Source organism: Streptomyces sp. NPDC002825 (assembly GCF_040295385.1).
Taxonomy (GTDB): Bacteria; Actinomycetota; Actinomycetes; order Streptomycetales; family Streptomycetaceae; genus Streptomyces.
On the sequence record NZ_JBEOVH010000044.1, the window covers coordinates 33,465 to 48,558 of the forward strand.

At 73.8% G+C, this 15,094-nt stretch carries 13 protein-coding genes and 2 pseudogenes; 10 read left to right on the top strand and 5 right to left on the bottom strand.

The window, feature by feature from the left end:
* The first annotated feature begins 229 nt into the window (after positions 1–229).
* The 3 genes and pseudogenes from ABT041_RS35865 to ABT041_RS35875 form a co-directional block, all read left to right on the top strand.
* Positions 230–787 carry a hypothetical protein gene (locus tag ABT041_RS35865; protein ID WP_351192547.1) on the top strand — a complete coding sequence of 186 codons (558 nt, stop codon included), beginning with the start codon at positions 230–232 and terminating at the stop codon, positions 785–787.
* 131 nt (positions 788–918) lie between these two features.
* A pseudogene (locus ABT041_RS35870) lies at positions 919–1,380 on the top strand (transposase); the annotation flags it as partial.
* Positions 1,381–1,689: 309 nt separating this feature from the next.
* Positions 1,690–2,094 (top strand): annotated as a pseudogene (locus ABT041_RS35875) (ATP-grasp peptide maturase system methyltransferase); the annotation flags it as partial.
* A 6-nt stretch (positions 2,095–2,100) separates the two neighbouring features.
* Here the strand turns inward: ABT041_RS35875 and ABT041_RS35880 are convergent.
* Positions 2,101–2,694, bottom strand: coding sequence for a DUF2867 domain-containing protein (locus ABT041_RS35880; protein ID WP_351192550.1), 594 nt, complete (start codon positions 2,692–2,694; stop codon positions 2,101–2,103).
* Positions 2,695–2,810: 116 nt separating this feature from the next.
* Between ABT041_RS35880 and ABT041_RS35885 the strand changes: the two genes are divergently transcribed.
* Complete coding sequence (locus tag ABT041_RS35885; RefSeq protein ID WP_351192553.1) at positions 2,811–3,392, top strand: TetR/AcrR family transcriptional regulator; 582 nt, start codon at positions 2,811–2,813, stop codon at positions 3,390–3,392.
* A 17-nt stretch (positions 3,393–3,409) separates the two neighbouring features.
* On the top strand, positions 3,410–4,297 hold the full coding sequence (locus ABT041_RS35890; RefSeq protein WP_351192556.1) for an aminoglycoside phosphotransferase family protein: 888 nt from the start codon (positions 3,410–3,412) through the stop codon (positions 4,295–4,297).
* Here ABT041_RS35890 and ABT041_RS35895 read toward each other — a convergent pair.
* Positions 4,294–4,686 (bottom strand): VOC family protein, encoded by a 393-nt coding sequence (locus ABT041_RS35895; RefSeq protein ID WP_351192558.1) that lies wholly within the window; start codon positions 4,684–4,686, stop codon positions 4,294–4,296. The genes ABT041_RS35890 and ABT041_RS35895 overlap by 4 nt on opposite strands.
* Positions 4,683–6,728, bottom strand: a complete 2,046-nt coding sequence (locus ABT041_RS35900) for a HelD family protein (RefSeq protein WP_351192561.1) — start codon at positions 6,726–6,728, stop codon at positions 4,683–4,685. The genes ABT041_RS35895 and ABT041_RS35900 overlap by 4 nt, the downstream gene beginning before the upstream one ends.
* A 241-nt stretch (positions 6,729–6,969) precedes the next feature.
* On the opposite strand from ABT041_RS35900, the gene ABT041_RS35905 reads away from it, so the two are divergent.
* The gene (locus tag ABT041_RS35905; protein ID WP_351192563.1) at positions 6,970–7,152 is read left to right on the top strand and encodes a hypothetical protein; all 183 of its coding nucleotides are present in this window, start codon (positions 6,970–6,972) and stop codon (positions 7,150–7,152) included.
* A gap of 142 nt (positions 7,153–7,294) precedes the next feature.
* A complete protein-coding gene (locus tag ABT041_RS35910) occupies positions 7,295–8,629 on the top strand; it encodes a CARDB domain-containing protein (protein ID WP_351192565.1) in 1,335 nt (444 codons plus the stop codon).
* Between the two features lie 127 nt (positions 8,630–8,756).
* Here the strand turns inward: ABT041_RS35910 and ABT041_RS35915 are convergent, their stop codons facing one another.
* Positions 8,757–10,400 carry a DNA repair helicase XPB gene (locus tag ABT041_RS35915; protein ID WP_351192567.1) on the bottom strand — a complete coding sequence of 548 codons (1,644 nt, stop codon included), beginning with the start codon at positions 10,398–10,400 and terminating at the stop codon, positions 8,757–8,759.
* Between the two features lie 132 nt (positions 10,401–10,532).
* On the opposite strand from ABT041_RS35915, the gene ABT041_RS35920 reads away from it, so the two are divergent.
* Both ABT041_RS35920 and ABT041_RS35925 read left to right on the top strand, forming a co-directional pair.
* Complete coding sequence (locus ABT041_RS35920) at positions 10,533–10,811, top strand: hypothetical protein (protein ID WP_351192569.1); 279 nt, start codon at positions 10,533–10,535, stop codon at positions 10,809–10,811.
* A 20-nt stretch (positions 10,812–10,831) separates the two neighbouring features.
* Complete coding sequence (locus ABT041_RS35925; protein WP_351192579.1) at positions 10,832–11,158, top strand: type II toxin-antitoxin system PemK/MazF family toxin; 327 nt, start codon at positions 10,832–10,834, stop codon at positions 11,156–11,158.
* Between the two features lie 10 nt (positions 11,159–11,168).
* Here the strand turns inward: ABT041_RS35925 and ABT041_RS35930 are convergent, their stop codons facing one another.
* Positions 11,169–13,781, bottom strand: a complete 2,613-nt coding sequence (locus ABT041_RS35930; RefSeq protein ID WP_351192572.1) for a helicase-associated domain-containing protein — start codon at positions 13,779–13,781, stop codon at positions 11,169–11,171.
* 72 nt (positions 13,782–13,853) lie between these two features.
* On the opposite strand from ABT041_RS35930, the gene ABT041_RS35935 reads away from it, so the two are divergent.
* Entirely contained in the window at positions 13,854–14,834 is a 981-nt protein-coding gene (locus tag ABT041_RS35935) for a hypothetical protein (RefSeq protein ID WP_351192575.1), read from the top strand.
* Positions 14,835–15,094 lie beyond the last annotated feature (260 nt).

A 15,094-nucleotide genomic window follows, 5' to 3' on the forward strand; every position in this document is an offset into this window, starting at 1 on the left:
GCGGTCGCGGGCCTCGCCACCACCCTGGCTGCGGCCGCCCTCGCCCTGGACGCGATACACCACGCCGCGCGGTGACACGCCACTTGGTGAGTCGGGCGGAGGAGGAGTGGTTCCCCCGCCGGGAGGAGGTGGTCCCTCCTTGCGACGGAGGCCGCGACCGGGGGTGAGCTGGGAGGTTGGAGGCAGTCGGGAAACGGCCCGACTCCCTTCTCTCCGCTGAGGATTGACCATGCGAAAGCTCACCACCGCCATTGCGCTCACCACTGCGGCCGTGGCCCTCGCGGCCGGGACGGCCGGCACCGCCGCGGCCGTGCCCGCGCCGGCCACCCCCCTACCGGCCCAGCACCTCGCGCTGCGCAGCTGGACCCTGCTCAACGAGCACGGCCCGGGCCCCAACCCAGGCGAGCGGCTCACCGCGCGGGTCAGCGCCCGTACGGTCGACGGCCACACCCGGGGGCACGTCGTGGTGCAGCACGTGTTCGAGGAGACCGGCACCGTCCGGGCCGAGTTCGACGTCGACTGTCTGACCGTCGACGGGAACGGCGCCATCACCGTGACCGGGCCCATCTCGCAGACCGTGGTCACCCCGCTCGGGGGCGAGCCGTACCTCTTCGAGGAGGGCCGGCACCCCGAGGCTGGTCTCACCTTCTACCCGACCGACGAGCAGCACCAGCGTCGGGTCGGCTGGGCCCGGACCAACCCCCAGATGCACTCCGAAGTCGTCAAGTGCGGCGCGGTTCCGGCCAACCTCTGGGTCATCGACGGCGGGACCTTCCTGCGCCGCTAGGAGCGTGCCTCTGTGACCGGCAACCCACCTGTGTCTCGTGATTTTTCGCGCGGGATGATCCCGGTATGCGTGGTGAGGATGGGCTGTTCGAGGTCGAGCCGGTCGAGGCGAAGCGGCCGCAGCGCCGTCCGGTGGCGGACAAGACTTTCCGGGCGTTCGACCCCCATCAGGTCCTGCTGCTGCCACCGTCGCTGGACGACTGGCTGCCGGAGGGCCACCTCGCCCGGTTCGTCGCGGACCTGGTCGACGAGGTACTCGACCTCGCCCCGATCCTGGCCGACTACACCGAGAAGCGCGGCTACCCGCCGTACGACCCCAGGCTGATGGTGCGGCTGCTGATCTACGGCTACACCACCGGCGTCCGCTCCTCGCGGGCGATCGAGCACAAGTGCGCCGACGACGTCGCGTTCCGGTTCCTGGCCGTCGGCCAGGCCCCGGACTTGCGCCCGATCGCCCGGTTCCGCCGCCGCCACTTGAACGCCCTGGCCGGCCTGTTCACCCAGTCCCTGCACCTCGCCCAGAAGCTCGGCATGGTCAAGATGGGACGCGTCGCCCTGGACGGCACCAAGCTCGAAGCCAACGCCTCCAAGCACGTGCCGCCCCTCCCCGTCCGCCATACCCCCGCTCCTCCCCGCATCCTCGAATGCGGCACATGCGGCGCCCCGGGATACGCCGACACCCTCGACGGCGGCGACTGCGGCCCCTGCCGGGGCGAACACGCACCCCGCCCCCGCACGCACCTCCCGGCCACCGAGGTCCGCACCCGGGTCGCCACCATCAGAGAGACCCTGGAAGCAGCGCGAAGCTGACCCGTCAGCCCAGGAACGTCTTCCGCCACTCCAGCGGCGACATGGTGAGCGCGGCTTCGGCGAGGGCTTGGGCGGACGGCGTCTTGAGGCTGCATGATGGCCCGGGCGCACGACCGCCCGCCGCGCGGACCGCTCGAGTTGCTTCCCGGTGACGAGCGGCCGAGCCGGATCGACCCCGCGCTGCTCGACGACTGGTCGGGACGGTTCGTCGCGCAGCTCGCCGCACCGTCGGCCGAGCGCCTCGGGGCGGGGGCCGAGCAGATCCTGCTCGATGTCGCCACGGGGTCACAGGCCCGAACCCGTCCGGTCGAGCACGGCGGCTGGACCGTGACCCAGCGAGGTCCGCTCAGGCTGTGGAGCGCTGTCGAGGACGCCGTCGAGAACTGGCAGAGCCACGGCTCGCCTCACCTCTCTGCGTTCGGCATGACGATCACGCCGGACGCCCAGCGCGTATGGCTCGGCTCCCCGGCCGGCCCGAGCTGGAAGCTGCCTGTCTGAGCGAGGTCATTGCTTCAGCAGCCTCCCCCTGTCCCGCCAGGCCGCCTCCCACTGCCTGGTCATCGCCGGGTAGACGATCGCGTACCGGAAGGGGGCGATCAGCGCCATGTACAGGCGGCCGAAGGGGCCGTTCGGCTTGACCAGGACCGCCATGCGGAGTTCGTGGTCGCCCTCCGGGGTCTTCACCCAGCCCAGGTGCATGACCCCGTGGACCGTCTTGTTCGCCAGCTCCCGCGCGCACTCGTCGTGCAGTTCGTACAGCGAGTTGAACGGGCCCGGGCCCGGCGTCGGGTCCGCCGTCGCCGTCAGGTCCTCCGGCATGCGCTCGCGCAGTGACCGGACCCGGGGGCCGAGGCCCTCCTTGGGCTTGTCCCAGCCGAGCAGGGCGCCCAGCTTCCAGCGCACCGCGAACAGGAAGCGCGTCGCCCCGCTCTGCTTCGACATGCCGGCTCCCGCCGTGATCGCGGCGAGCGCGAGCCGGAAGTCGTCGGGGCCGGCGCCCGGCGTCCGGTAGGACCAGACGTCCAGGGTCGTGAAGTCGGGGACGTACGCGTGGATCCGCCACGGTCGACCGGTGTGCTCGCTGACGGGAAGTCTCATGACCGCTGCCGCCTTTCCCCTGCGTTCTATACGCTTACGTATAACGACAGGACCAACAATGCCAGACCTGATGTACGGAGGCGTACATTCGGTCGCCGAGTGAGGGAGGACACACCGTGGGCGTCGCACGCACACCACGCGAACGCTGGGTGGAGGAAGGGCTGACCGTCCTTGCCGACGGCGGACCCGAAGCCGTCCGCGTCGAAGTCCTCGCCAAGCGCCTCGGCGTCACCAAAGGCGGCTTCTACGGCTACTTCGCCGACCGCGACGCCCTCCTCGCCGCCATGCTCGACACCTGGGAGCGCGAGGCCGCCGACCAGGTCGTCGAGCGCGTCAGGCAGGAGCCGGACGGCGACCCCAGGACCCTCATCACCCTCGCCGGCATGCTCACCTTCTCCGGCGACCGCCTCCGCCCCATCGACCTCGCCGTCCGCGACTGGGCCCGGCGCGACGAGGCCGTCGCCGAACGGCTGCGCCGGGTCGACAACCGGCGCATGGAGCTTTTGCGCGAGATGATCGGCACCTTCTGCCCCGACCCCGACGAGGTCGAGGCCCGCTCCCTCCTCGCCTTCTGCGTGGCCATCGGGCACCACTTCCTCGCCGCCGACCACGAGGGCCGCACCCGCGCCGAAGTCCTCGCCCGCGCCGGCGACCTCATCCTGGACCGGCCGAAATCCCGTGGTTCGGACGGCGGTTGATCGCTAGCCTCGCGCGCATGACGACCTCCACCGGTATCGGCGTCGCCCTCGTCGAGCGGCTCATCGCCGCCCAGTTCCCCGACTGGGCGGACCTTCCCGTACGGGAGGTCGACTCGGCCGGCACCGACAACGCGATGTTCCGGCTGGGCGACGAGTTCGCCGTACGGCTGCCGAAGGCCGACTGGGCGGCCGGACAGGCCGAGAAGGAGCAGCGCTGGCTGCCGCACCTCGCGCCGCACCTCACCCTCCCCGTCCCCGTGCCCGTCGGGCGGGGAGTGCCCGGCGAGGGGTACGGCCAGCCCTGGTCCGTGTTCGCCTGGCTCGACGGCGACGACGCGTACAACGCCCCGATCACCGATCTCGCCCACGCCGCCGTGGAGTTGGGCCGCTTCGGGCGCTCCCTGCGCGCCTTCGACGCCACCGGCGGACCCGCCTCCTTCCGGGGCGGCCCCGTCACCGACTGGGAGGACGGCGCCATGGTGCCCGCGATCCGCGCGCTCGGCGCGGACGGCACCCTCGACGCCGACGCCGTCGGCGCGGCCTGGGAGTCGGTGCTCCGCCTCCCGGCCTGGCAGGGCGACCCCGTCTGGATCCACGGCGACCTGCTCCCCGGCAACCTCCTCACCCGCGACGGCCGCCTCCACGCCGTCATCGACTTCGGAGGCCTCGGTACGGGCGACCCGGCCGCCGACATGATGGCCGGCTGGTCCCTCCTCACCCCCGAGACCCGCCCCCTCTTCCGGGAGGCCGCCGGGGTCGACGACGCGACCTGGGCGCGCGGCCGCGGCTGGGCCCTGTGCTGGGGCGTGGTGACGGAGAACTACTACCGGGGCAAGAACCCGGTCCTCGCCACCGTCGCCCACCGCACCTGGACCCAGGCGCTCCCCGAATACGGGACGGTCTAGCCGCCCGCCACCAGCTCCACCTCGAACCCGTCCTCGTTCTCCAGGTACGCCGCGTAGTGGCCCTCGCCGCCCGCGTACGGATGCCGGTCGGCGAACATCAGCCGCCAGCCGTGCGCCGGCGCCTCGGCGGCGAGGGCGTCGACGGCCGGCCGGTCGCCCGCGTGGAAGGCCAGGTGGTTGAGGCCCGGCCGCAGGCGGTCGTGCGAGTCCGACGTACGGGCCGGGGACTGTTCGACGACCAGGTAGCAGGAGCCGAGCGCCCAGCTGCGGCCGCCCTCCCAGGACTGGAAGGGCGTATAGCCCAGCTCCCCGAGCAGCCAGCCGAGGCTCCGCTCGGCCCGCTCCAGGTCGCCCACCCACAGCTCGACGTGGTGCAGCGCCCCCCTCACGCAGGGGACCCCAACTGCTCCGGGACCGGCGCCGAGTGAACGACCGTCAGGCCCGACACCGCACGCGTCAGCGCCACGTACAGGCGCCGCAGGCCGGTCCGCTCGTCCGGTTCGCCGTCGACGACGGCCGCCGGCTCGTCCAGGACCACGTAGTCGTACTCCAGGCCCTTCGCGAGCGACGCCGGCACGAGCGTAAGGCGCGACTCGGCCGTCGTCTCCTCGCCGGGCGAGAGATAGGCGAGCCCGGCCGCCGTCAGTGCCTCCGCGAGCGGCGCGATCCGCGCGTCGGCGGCGATCAGGCCGATGGAGCCCTCGTGCGTCAGCGCCTCGACGCAGGCCGCGACGACGTCCTCGTCGAGCGACTCGCTGGGCCGGACCTCCAGGGAGCCCGGGTTCTCCCGTACGGACTCCACCGCCGCGAGCCCCGGCGACATGTGCGGAAGGAGCCGCGAGGCGTACGCGATCACCTCGCGCGGCACGCGGAAACCGGCGGTCAGCTCCTCCACCACCGCCTCCGGCTTCCCCAGGTGCGCGAGGGCCTGCGCCCAGCTCTCCGTCGCCCACGGCGTCGTGCCCTGCGCCAGGTCGCCGAGGACCGTCGCCGAGCCGGTCGTGCAGCGGCGGCCCACCGCCCGGTACTGCATGGGGGACAGGTCCTGCGCCTCGTCGAGGACGACGTGGCCGAGCGAGTGCGTCCGCTCCACCAGGTCCTTCGCCTCGTCGATCAGGACGGCGTCCGCCGCCGACCACTTCGCCGTCTTCACGCTCCGCGCGGGCTTCGCCCACAGGAGCAGCTTCTGCTCGTCCTCGGTGAGCAGCCCCTCGGCGTGCTCGGCGAGGAAGTCGGCGTCGCTGAGGAGCCGCAGGACCAGCTTCGCGGGCTCGACGAGCGGCCAGCACTCCTTCACGACGTCCTTCACGGCCGTGTTCCGGGCGACGGCGTTCTGCACCCGGTCGTCGGGGGCCTCGCCGGCCTGCTCCATCCGGACCAGGACGGCGTGCGCGATGCGCTGCGGGAGGGCCTCGCGGGCGGCGCCGTAGCGGATGTCGCGGTCCAGCAACTCCCTTACCATCTGCTCCAGTTCGTATGCAGGGACCCGCCAGCGCCGGGACCCGCGCACCACCATCAGGGACTCGGTCGGCAGCGTCACGTGCGAGCGGACCGCCCGCCGCAGCACCTCCGCCATCCGGGCGTCGCCCTTCACGACCGCCGTCGCCGCCTCGTCCGTGCCGCGCACCTCGACGTGCGCGACGAGGTCGTCGACCGTCGCCTGCTGCACCTCCAGCTCGCCGAGCGCGGGCAGGACCTGCTCGATGTAGTGGAGGAAGGAGCGGTTGGGCCCGATGACGAGGGTGCCGGTGCGGGCGAGCCGGTCCCGGTGGGCGTAGAGGAGGTACGCGACACGGTGCAGACCGACGGCGGTCTTTCCGGTCCCCGGGCCTCCCTGCACGCACACCGTGCCCGACAGGTCGGAGCGGACGATCCCGTCCTGCTCGGGCTGGATCGTGGCGACGATGTCGCGCATGGGGCCGACGCGGGGCCGCTCGATCTCCGCCTGGAGGAGCCGGCTGGTGTGTTCGAGCTCTTCGGGGTCGGAGAGGTGCTCGTCCTCGTACGCGGTGAGGTCACCGCCCGTGTACCCGAAGCGGCGCCGCAGCCCGACGTCCTGGGGGTCCTTCTTGGAGGCCTGGTAGTACGGCTGGGAGACCGGCGCGCGCCAGTCGATGACCATCGGGTCGCCGTCGGCGTCGTGGACGTGCCGCCGTCCGATGTAGAAGCGCTGCCCCTCCTGCGTGGTGTGCAGGTAGTCGAGCCGCCCGAAGAAGAGGGGGGTGTCCGCGAGGTCGGCGAGCGCCTTGATCCGGTCCTCGATCTGCCGCCCGAGGACCAGGGAGTTGACCCAGTTCGCGGTGACGTCCTTGATGTCGAGCGCCTCGACGTCCTCGCGCATCGCACGCAGCGCGGCGCGGGAGGAGGTCAGATGGGCGCGCTCGCGCGCGAGCGGATCGTCGAGCGTGTCGGGAGCATCGGACTCGGGCACGGATACGGACACGGTGAAGCCTCCGGTAGGTGGATACGCGGACACGACAAAGTGGCCGCCGGTTTCCGACCGGACGGCGGCGCTCCACGAACGGGAAGCGGGGGAAGCCGGAAAGTGTAACTCCGCGGGGGCGGAGGGGCGAACGCTTTTGACCCCTAGGGGCCGGGATCCGACGCGAGGGGGACCCCGGTTCACTCCCCAGACCGATGTGCCTGCAATGTCCGAATTCCATCATGGAGACATGACCGCGACGACCTTCACCCTCGTGACCACCGTCCCCCGGCCCCGTACTCGCCACCTCGCCACCGCCGCCCGCGCGATCCGCGCCTTCGGCGGCGCGGCGGCCGCGGTCGTGCTCCTCGGCGACCACGGCCCGGCCGAGGCCGGCGTCCGCGACCCGCGCCCGAAGCACCGGAGCCACTGAACCCGTGCCCTGCCCGTAGCGCCGTAGCGCCGTAGCGCCACCGGAGCCACTGAACCCGATCCGGCGTGCAACTCTTCGCCGTCCTCGACGGTCTCCTCATCGCATCGCCCTGCAATCGAAGCAGTGAGGAACACAGGAGATCATGAGGAAGTCCTCCTTCGGCCGTCTCGCGCGGCTCGCCGCGTGCGCCACCGCGGCCGGCCTGGTCACCGTCGGCGTGACCGCGGCCCCGGCCGCCGCGGACAGCGACCAGCTGTGGATCGTCTCGCCCTGGGAGCTCGCGCTGCCCAAGGGCGTCGACGGCGGCGAGGCCCAGACCGTCACCCTCGGCCTGGGGCTGTACCACGACAATCCCGGCTACCAGGTGACCGACGGCGAGCTCACCGTCGACGCCTCCGGCCTGGACGGCGTCGCCGACATCACCTGGCCGGACAACTGCGCCGAGGTGGGGATCACCCGCGTCTGCTCCTTCCCCGAGGTGCCGCTGACCGGCGAAGCCCCCGTCGAGGTGAAGCTGCGCGCCGCCGCGGGTGCCGGGGCGGGCGTCACCGGCCAGATCACGTACCAGGCCACGGCCCGCACCACCACCGGTGCCCTGTCCGCGCCGACGAGCTCCACCACCGTCCGGATCGCGTCCGGCCCCGACCTCGTCGTCACCCAGGCCGCGCCGGTGACCGGCGTCGCCCCCGGCACCACCGTCCCCGTGCCGGTCTCCGTGGTGAACCGGGGCAACGAGGCCGCGAACGGCGTCCAGGTCACCCTCTACGTCACCCGCGGCCTCGACCTCGGCACGGTCGCCCCGCAGTGCACGAGCGAGCCGCTCGGCGAGGGCACGATCAAGCCGATCACCAAGATCGACTGCGCCTTCGACGACGTCGTGGCTCCGGGCGGCTCCTTCGCCCTGCCGGCGGCGCTGCAGGCGAAGACCGCCCCGTACGCGATGGCCGAGCGCATCGACATCGGCGTGCACGCCCGCGGCGGCGCCGAGGACCTCGACCCGGGGAACAACGGCACCGTCGCGTCGATCGGCGTCACCAACACCGCGGACTTCGCCGTCCGTGGCGCGCGGCTCACCGCCGCCGCCGGCGAGACCGTCCGCGCGGACGTGACCTTCCGCAACCGCGGCCCCGCCTGGGTCGCCAACCTCGGCTCCGGCGACCCGGTCGGCTCCGTCGACGTCACCGTCCCGCAGGGCGCGACCGCGACCACCGTCCCGGACGCGTGCGAGCCGCGCACCGCGGACGGCGGCTGGTGGGAGAGCGAGGTGCGCACCGGCGCGCCGCGCTACGTGTGCCAGCTGCCGATGTGGGTGGCCGAGCAGCAGAGCGTGACGTTCCCGTTCGACCTGCGGGTCGACACGGTCGTCACCGGCGCGAAGGGTGCGGTCGTCCTGAAGCCGCTGTACGGCACGGGCTTCCCGTTCGACCCGAACGCGAAGAACAACCAGGCGAAGCTGGTCCTGAACCCCGCGGTCTGAGGCCGGGCGGGCGGGGTCCCGGTCCGCAGCGGTCAAGGCCCGCGCGGGGTCCCGGTCCGCAGGGGTCAAGGCCCGCGCGGGGTCCCGGTCCGAAGCCGGACCGGGACCCCGCCCGCCCGTACGCCGCTCAGCCCCCGCCCAGCAGCTCGTCCGCGTCGACGATCCGGTACGCGTACCCCTGCTCCGCCAGGAACCGCTGACGGTGCGCCGCGAAGTCCTGGTCGATGGTGTCCCGGGCGACCACCGAGTAGAAGTGCGCCTGGTGGCCGTCCGCCTTCGGGCGCAGGACGCGGCCCAGGCGCTGGGCCTCCTCCTGGCGGGAGCCGAAGGTGCCCGAGACCTGGATCGCGACCGTCGCCTCCGGCAGGTCGATCGAGAAGTTCGCGACCTTCGACACCACGAGCACGTTGATCTCGCCGTTGCGGAACGCGTCGAAGAGCTTCTCCCGCTGCGCGTTCGACGTCTCGCCCTTGATGACGGGCGCGTCCAGGTGCTCGCCGAGCTCGTCCAGCTGGTCGATGTACTGGCCGATGACGAGGATCTGCTGGCCCTCGAACTTCTTCACCAGGGCCTCGGTCACCTTCCGCTTCGTCGCGGTCGTCGCGCAGAAGCGGTACTTCTCCTCCGCCTCGGCCGTCGCGTACGCGAGCCGCTCGGAGTCGGTCAGGTTGACCCGTACCTCGACGCAGTCGGCGGGCGCGATGTACCCCTGCGCCTCGATCTCCTTCCACGGCGCGTCGAACCGCTTCGGTCCGATCAGCGAGAACACGTCGGACTCCCGCCCGTCCTCACGGACGAGGGTCGCGGTCAGGCCGAGGCGACGGCGGGCCTGGAGGTCGGCGGTGAACTTGAAGACCGGCGCCGGCAGCAGGTGCACCTCGTCGTAGACGATGAGGCCCCAGTCCCGCGAGTCGAAGAGCTCCAGGTGGGGATAGATCCCCTTCCGCTTCGTCGTGAGGACCTGGTAGGTGGCGATGGTGACCGGCCGGATCTCCTTGCGCGTACCGGAGTACTCGCCGATCTCGTCCTCGGTCAGCGAGGTCCGCTTCACCAGCTCGTGCTTCCACTGCCGGGCGGAGACGGTGTTCGTGACGAGGATCAGCGTCGTCGCCTTCGCCTGGGCCATCGCCCCGGCCCCGACCAGCGTCTTCCCCGCGCCACAGGGCAGCACGACGACACCGGAGCCGCCGTGCCAGAAGCCGTCGACGGCCTGCTTCTGGTACGGCCGCAGGCTCCAGCCGTCCTCGGCGAGGTCGATCCGGTGCGCCTCACCGTCCACGTACCCGGCGAGGTCCTCGGCCGGCCAGCCCAGCTTGAGGAGCGTCTGCTTGATCTGCCCGCGCTCGGAGGGGTGCACGGCGACCGTGTCCGGGTCGATCCGCTCCCCGACCAGCGGCTGCACCTTCTTCGACCGCAGGATCTCCTCCAGCACCGGCCGGTCGGTCGTGGTGAGCACGAGCCCGTGCGTGGGGTGCTTGGAGAGCGTGAGCCGCCCGTACCGGGCCATGGTCTCGGCGATGTCGACGAGCAGCGCGTGCGGCACGGGATAGCGCGAGTACTCGACGAGGGCGTCGACGACCTGCTCGGCGTCGTGCCCGGCGGCCCGCGCGTTCCACAGCCCCAGCGGCGTCACCCGGTACGTGTGGATGTGCTCCGGCGCCCGCTCCAGCTCCGCGAACGGCGCGATGGCCCGCCGGCAGGCGTCGGCGAGCTCGTGGTCGACCTCCAGGAGCAGCGTCTTGTCGCTCTGGACGATGAGTGGCCCATTCACGTGCGATCGATCCTTCCCGGGCCGCTTCGGTGACGGCCAATCCTCCAGTGTGCAGCATGGTTGCGCCTGGCGGGCGGGGCGTGGGACGCTCGTATGACAGATGTAGTACGCGTGGGGTGCGAGGTGAGGCTCATGGCTGGACGAGCGGCGGAGACGGCCGGGACCCCCGCCCAGGTCAGACTCTCCCGGCAGGACTGGGCGGACCTGCGCGAGACCATGGCGATACTGCGGCTCGAATCCACGTCGGACGCCCTGCGGGAAGCCATCCGGCTGCTGCACCGGGAGGCCCGCCAGATCGAGGCGGCACGGAACATCGCCCGGTTCTACGGCGAGGGCGGCTCCCCTGGCCCGCTGCTCGACGAGCTGGTCACGGAGGCGGACCTCGCGGCGGCCGACGCGGCGGAGTTCTGAGGGTGGCCGCGACTCTCGCGATGCCCCCGCTGCGGGGCCAGGTGTGGGCCTGCGCGTTTCCCCAGCCGATCGGTCCCCACCCTGTGGTCGTGCTGACGGCCAACCGCATCTCCCGGCGTCTGTCCGGGATCACGGTCGCACTGGTCACGGGCACGCCCGGACCGGCGGAGACCCATGTCCCCGTCGGCCCGGAGAGCGGCCTCAAGAAGTACGCGGAGTCGTACGTGAACTGCACGGAGCTGCACACGGTCGGCAAGCCGCGCCTGCGCCGCATGCTCGGCCTGCTCGCACCATCCGAACTCGCCGCCGTCGAGGCGCGCGTCCGTGTGGTGCTGGAACTGGACTGAACCCGAGGCGCTAGACCTGGTCGTCCGCCAGTTCCGCCACGCCCGTGATGCGGTGCAGGGGGTACGTGCGGACCTCGTCGGCCGTGTGGTCGTAGCCCGTCACGAAGCCGCCCTCCACGCGGACCGGCGCGATCACCCGCTGGCTCGCCGCGCCCTCCGCGTTGACGTAGCCGATCCACACGGCCGAGCCGGTCATCGCCGCGGCCTGGACGGTGGCGAGGGTCTCGGCCGCCGAGGTGCGGGGGAGGCCGCCCGCCGCCGTCACGGGGGCCGCCGGCTCCTTCCGTACCGCCGTCGCCGCCCGGTCGCCCGCCCGGATCGCCTTCACCGCCGCGCCGAGGAGCGTGGCGTCGGGGACCGGCGGCCCGTCGGGCACGGGCACCGGGGCCGTACGGGCCGGGGTGCGGTACGCGTCGGCGCGGGTGACCAGGACGTCGCCCTCCGCGGACTCGGCGGCCGGGGCGTACCCCATCGCCCGCAGCCCTTCGAGCAGCGACGCCGGGTCCGTCTGCGCGGCCAGCACCGTCGGCGCGAGACGGCGCAGGCCCAGGGCGGCGGAGCGCCGGTCGGCCAGGATCTCGCCGAGGACCGTGTCGTCGTCGCAGCGGACGTACGCGGAGGCGGCACCGATCCGCAGGTGCCCGTGCTTCCTCGCCACGTCGTCGATCAGATACGCCAGCGGCTGCGGCACGGGCGTGCGCGAGTGCGCGGTCAGGAAGTCGTGCAGGTCGGAAGCCGACCGCCCCGAGTCGAGGGCGCGCCGTACGGAACCCGGCGTGAACCGGTACACCGTCGCGCCACCCTTCGATTCCACGTCCGCCAGGACCGCGAGCGCGTCGGCGAGCGGACGCCGCAGCGGCCCCGGCGCGACGGCCGTCAGGTCCGCCTGGAGCAGGACGTGGTCGACGGCCTCGGGAAGCAGCGGCGCCAGCAGGGTCGCCGCCCGCTCGGCGGCCACCGACAGCTCGACCCGGCCGCCGTGGTCGGCGGGGGCCGCGGCCTCCGCGAGCGGCAGGTTGAGCAGTGCCCGGGCGGGTGCCGCGAGGGCGCCCCGGCCGGTGAGCCCGAGCAGCTCGGCCTCGGCGAGCGTCCAGCGGGCGAGCCGGGAGCGGAGGTCGGTGGGGAGCTCGGGGGCGGCGGCGGTCGTCCCGGTGGGGGTGGCCCCCGTGCCAGAGGGCGCCGCCGCCGTACCCGCGCCCGCCGGTCGCGGCGGGGCCGCCTGCGCGGCGGTCCGCAGCGGCCGCTCCCAGCGCAGTCGGGCGAACAGCGTCTCGGGGTCCGCCGCCGCGCCCGGCGGGAGGGTCGCGAGGAGTTCCAGGACCCGGTGCCGGACCTCCGGCGCCGGTGCGCGGTCCAGGTCGGGGCCGAGCGCGGACAGGGTGCGGCCCTTCGCGTCCGCGCCGCCCACCAGGCCCGGCACGCGGGTCGCCATGAGCCAGGGCGCGACCAGCCGCGCCCAGCGCTCGGCCGGCGGCAGGTCGAGCCAGTCGTCGTACGCGGGCGTCGGCGCGTACCGCTCGTCCGCCTCGCCGTCCGAGGCGAGCAGCCCCGCCCCGAAGCACAGCTCCAGCCAGAACGCGGCGAGCTGCTCCGTCACGTCCAGGGCCGCCGCCGTCCGCTTGAGGTCCCGTACGGACATCCCGCCCGCCCGCAGGACCTGCGGCCCGCCCTGGTCCCAGGACTTCAGCAGCTCCTCGACGGTCGCGAGCGCCGCGTACGCCTGCCCGGCCGCCGCGCTGTCCACAACCTGGGGACGGTACTCGCGCGCCGTCTCCACCACCGGCGCCACCGGCTCCGGCGCCCGGTGCGCCCGCCCGCCCCGCAGATGCAGCGCCACCTCGCGCGGCAGCACCATCGTCCGCGCCGACACCGGAAGCAGCAGGCCACGGTCGCGCAGCCACTGCACGGGAGGTGCCGGGTTCGCCGTCACCTCGCCGTACGGCGGACCCCACACCAGCCGGTCCAGGACCGCGAGGGCCTCCGGGGACGCCTCGTCGAGGAGCGCGCCCATCCGCGCCCGGTCGGTGAACAGCTCGGTCAGCACCGCGACCGCCGACACCGGATCGTGCGTCGCGGTCAGCCCCGCCGTCGCGATGATCTCCTGCACCCGGCCCGGCGACATCCCCGCCGTCGCCTCCGCGACCGTCGGCCCGAGCCCGGTCGGCGACGGGTGCTGCGCCGAGGGCGCGAGGAGCTCCCGCGCGGTCCGTACGAGCCGCAGCCGGTCGTCCTCGCCCCACACCAGGGCCTGCTCGCGCAGCAGCGCCACCGCACCCGGCAGCGCCGCCTCGATCTCCGGATCGCCCTCGTCGCCGGTGAGCAGCGCGAGGAGTACGGGGTACGGGGCGGGGTCCGGGGCCACCGCCAGCGCTTCGGCCGTCTGGAGGGCGAACCGGTCGAGCCGCTCCAGGGCCCGCACCACCGAACCCCGCGTGCCGGCGCGGGTCGCCAGCTGCGTCAGGTCGTTCGGTACGGGGCTCAGCAGGTCGGGGCGGGCGCGCAGCAGCGCGGAGAGCCCCTCGTCGCCCCGCGCGCGGAGCGCCTCCGCGAGCGTGCGGGGCGCCGCGACGGCGCCAGTTACCTCGGGCACGTGCGCCTCCCGGTCGAGCTCACCGATCCCCATCCGGACCACGTTAGCCGCTGTTCAGGCGCTAACGTCGGGCCGTACCGGGCGAACCGGCCGTGGAGGGGCATCGTGGGGATCGAGAGCGACCGTCTGGTCTACGACTATCTGAGCCGCGTCGGCGATCTGGCACAGCAGCGGCAGCTGCCGGCGAGCGACCGGATGAAGCTGGTGTCCGGCCTCCGGAACGAGATCGACCGGCGGCGCGCCACGCACGGGGAGGAGAGCGAGGCGGCGGTACGGGGCATCCTCGGGTCCCTGGGCACGCCGGACGAGGTGGTGGACCGGGCGGGCCCGTCGTCGGACGGGCGGGGGACGGCCGCCGTGCCGGAGCCGCGGGAGGGTGCGGACCGGGCGGACCGTGCGGGCCCGGGCCCGGATGCGGCCGGCTCCGCGCGCCCGGGCGCGTCGCGCCCCGTCGTGCCGGCCCAGGACAAGGGCCCCGGTGGCGCGGCCGACTGGTGGCGTACCGATCCCGACGACCTCTCCGACGAGGACGGCTTCCCGGGCTTCGTCGGCGGCATCGAGCGCCCCGACCTGTTCACCCCGCCCGCGCCGGCGGAGGACGAGGACGACGCGGCAGAGGAGCCCGCCCCGGGGAAGGGCCGCCGGCTGGCCGGTGTCCTCCGGCGGCGTCGCAAGGCCGCGGAGCCCGCCCCGGAGGAGGCCGAGGAGGCGCCGGAGGCCGAGGAGGCGCCGGCGGGCCGCGCCGCCCGCTTCGCGAACCCCTTCGTCCTGCTGGCAGCGCTGCTGCTGCTCGGGGGCGCGGTCTTCGGCTCGCTGGTCGCGCTCGCGGCGGGCTGGCTCCTCGCGTACGCCTCCCGGCGGCTGACCCCGGCGGAGGTCAAGGGCGCGGTCCTGGTGATCCCGGGCCTGGCGGCCGCGAGCGGGATCATCTGGCTGTGGGGCCGTGTCCAGGGCCGCTGGGGGGAGGCGGTGGCGCCGGGCGGGGAGGCGATGGGGGCGGCGGTCGGCGAGACGTGGCCGTGGGTCCTGCGGGGCGCGGCGATCGCGTCGGCCCTCTTCCTGACCTGGCGCGCCCGCCGCGCCTGAGGCCCGCCGCGACCAGGCGTTCCACCCCGTTGTGGGCATGCGTTCCGCCGGGGCGGTGCCCACCCCCCCGTTGCCCGTTGTGGGCATGCGTTCCGCCGGGGCGGAACGGGTGGGCACAACGGACGGCGCCCTTGCCGGCGCCAGAGGCTTACGTGCCTGGACCCGCACCCCGTGCGCAGTGCACTGGTGGTGCGGGTCCAGGCGCGGAACGCGGAGGCGCCGCTGAAGGGCGCCGTCCCGTGTGCCCACCCGTCCCGCCC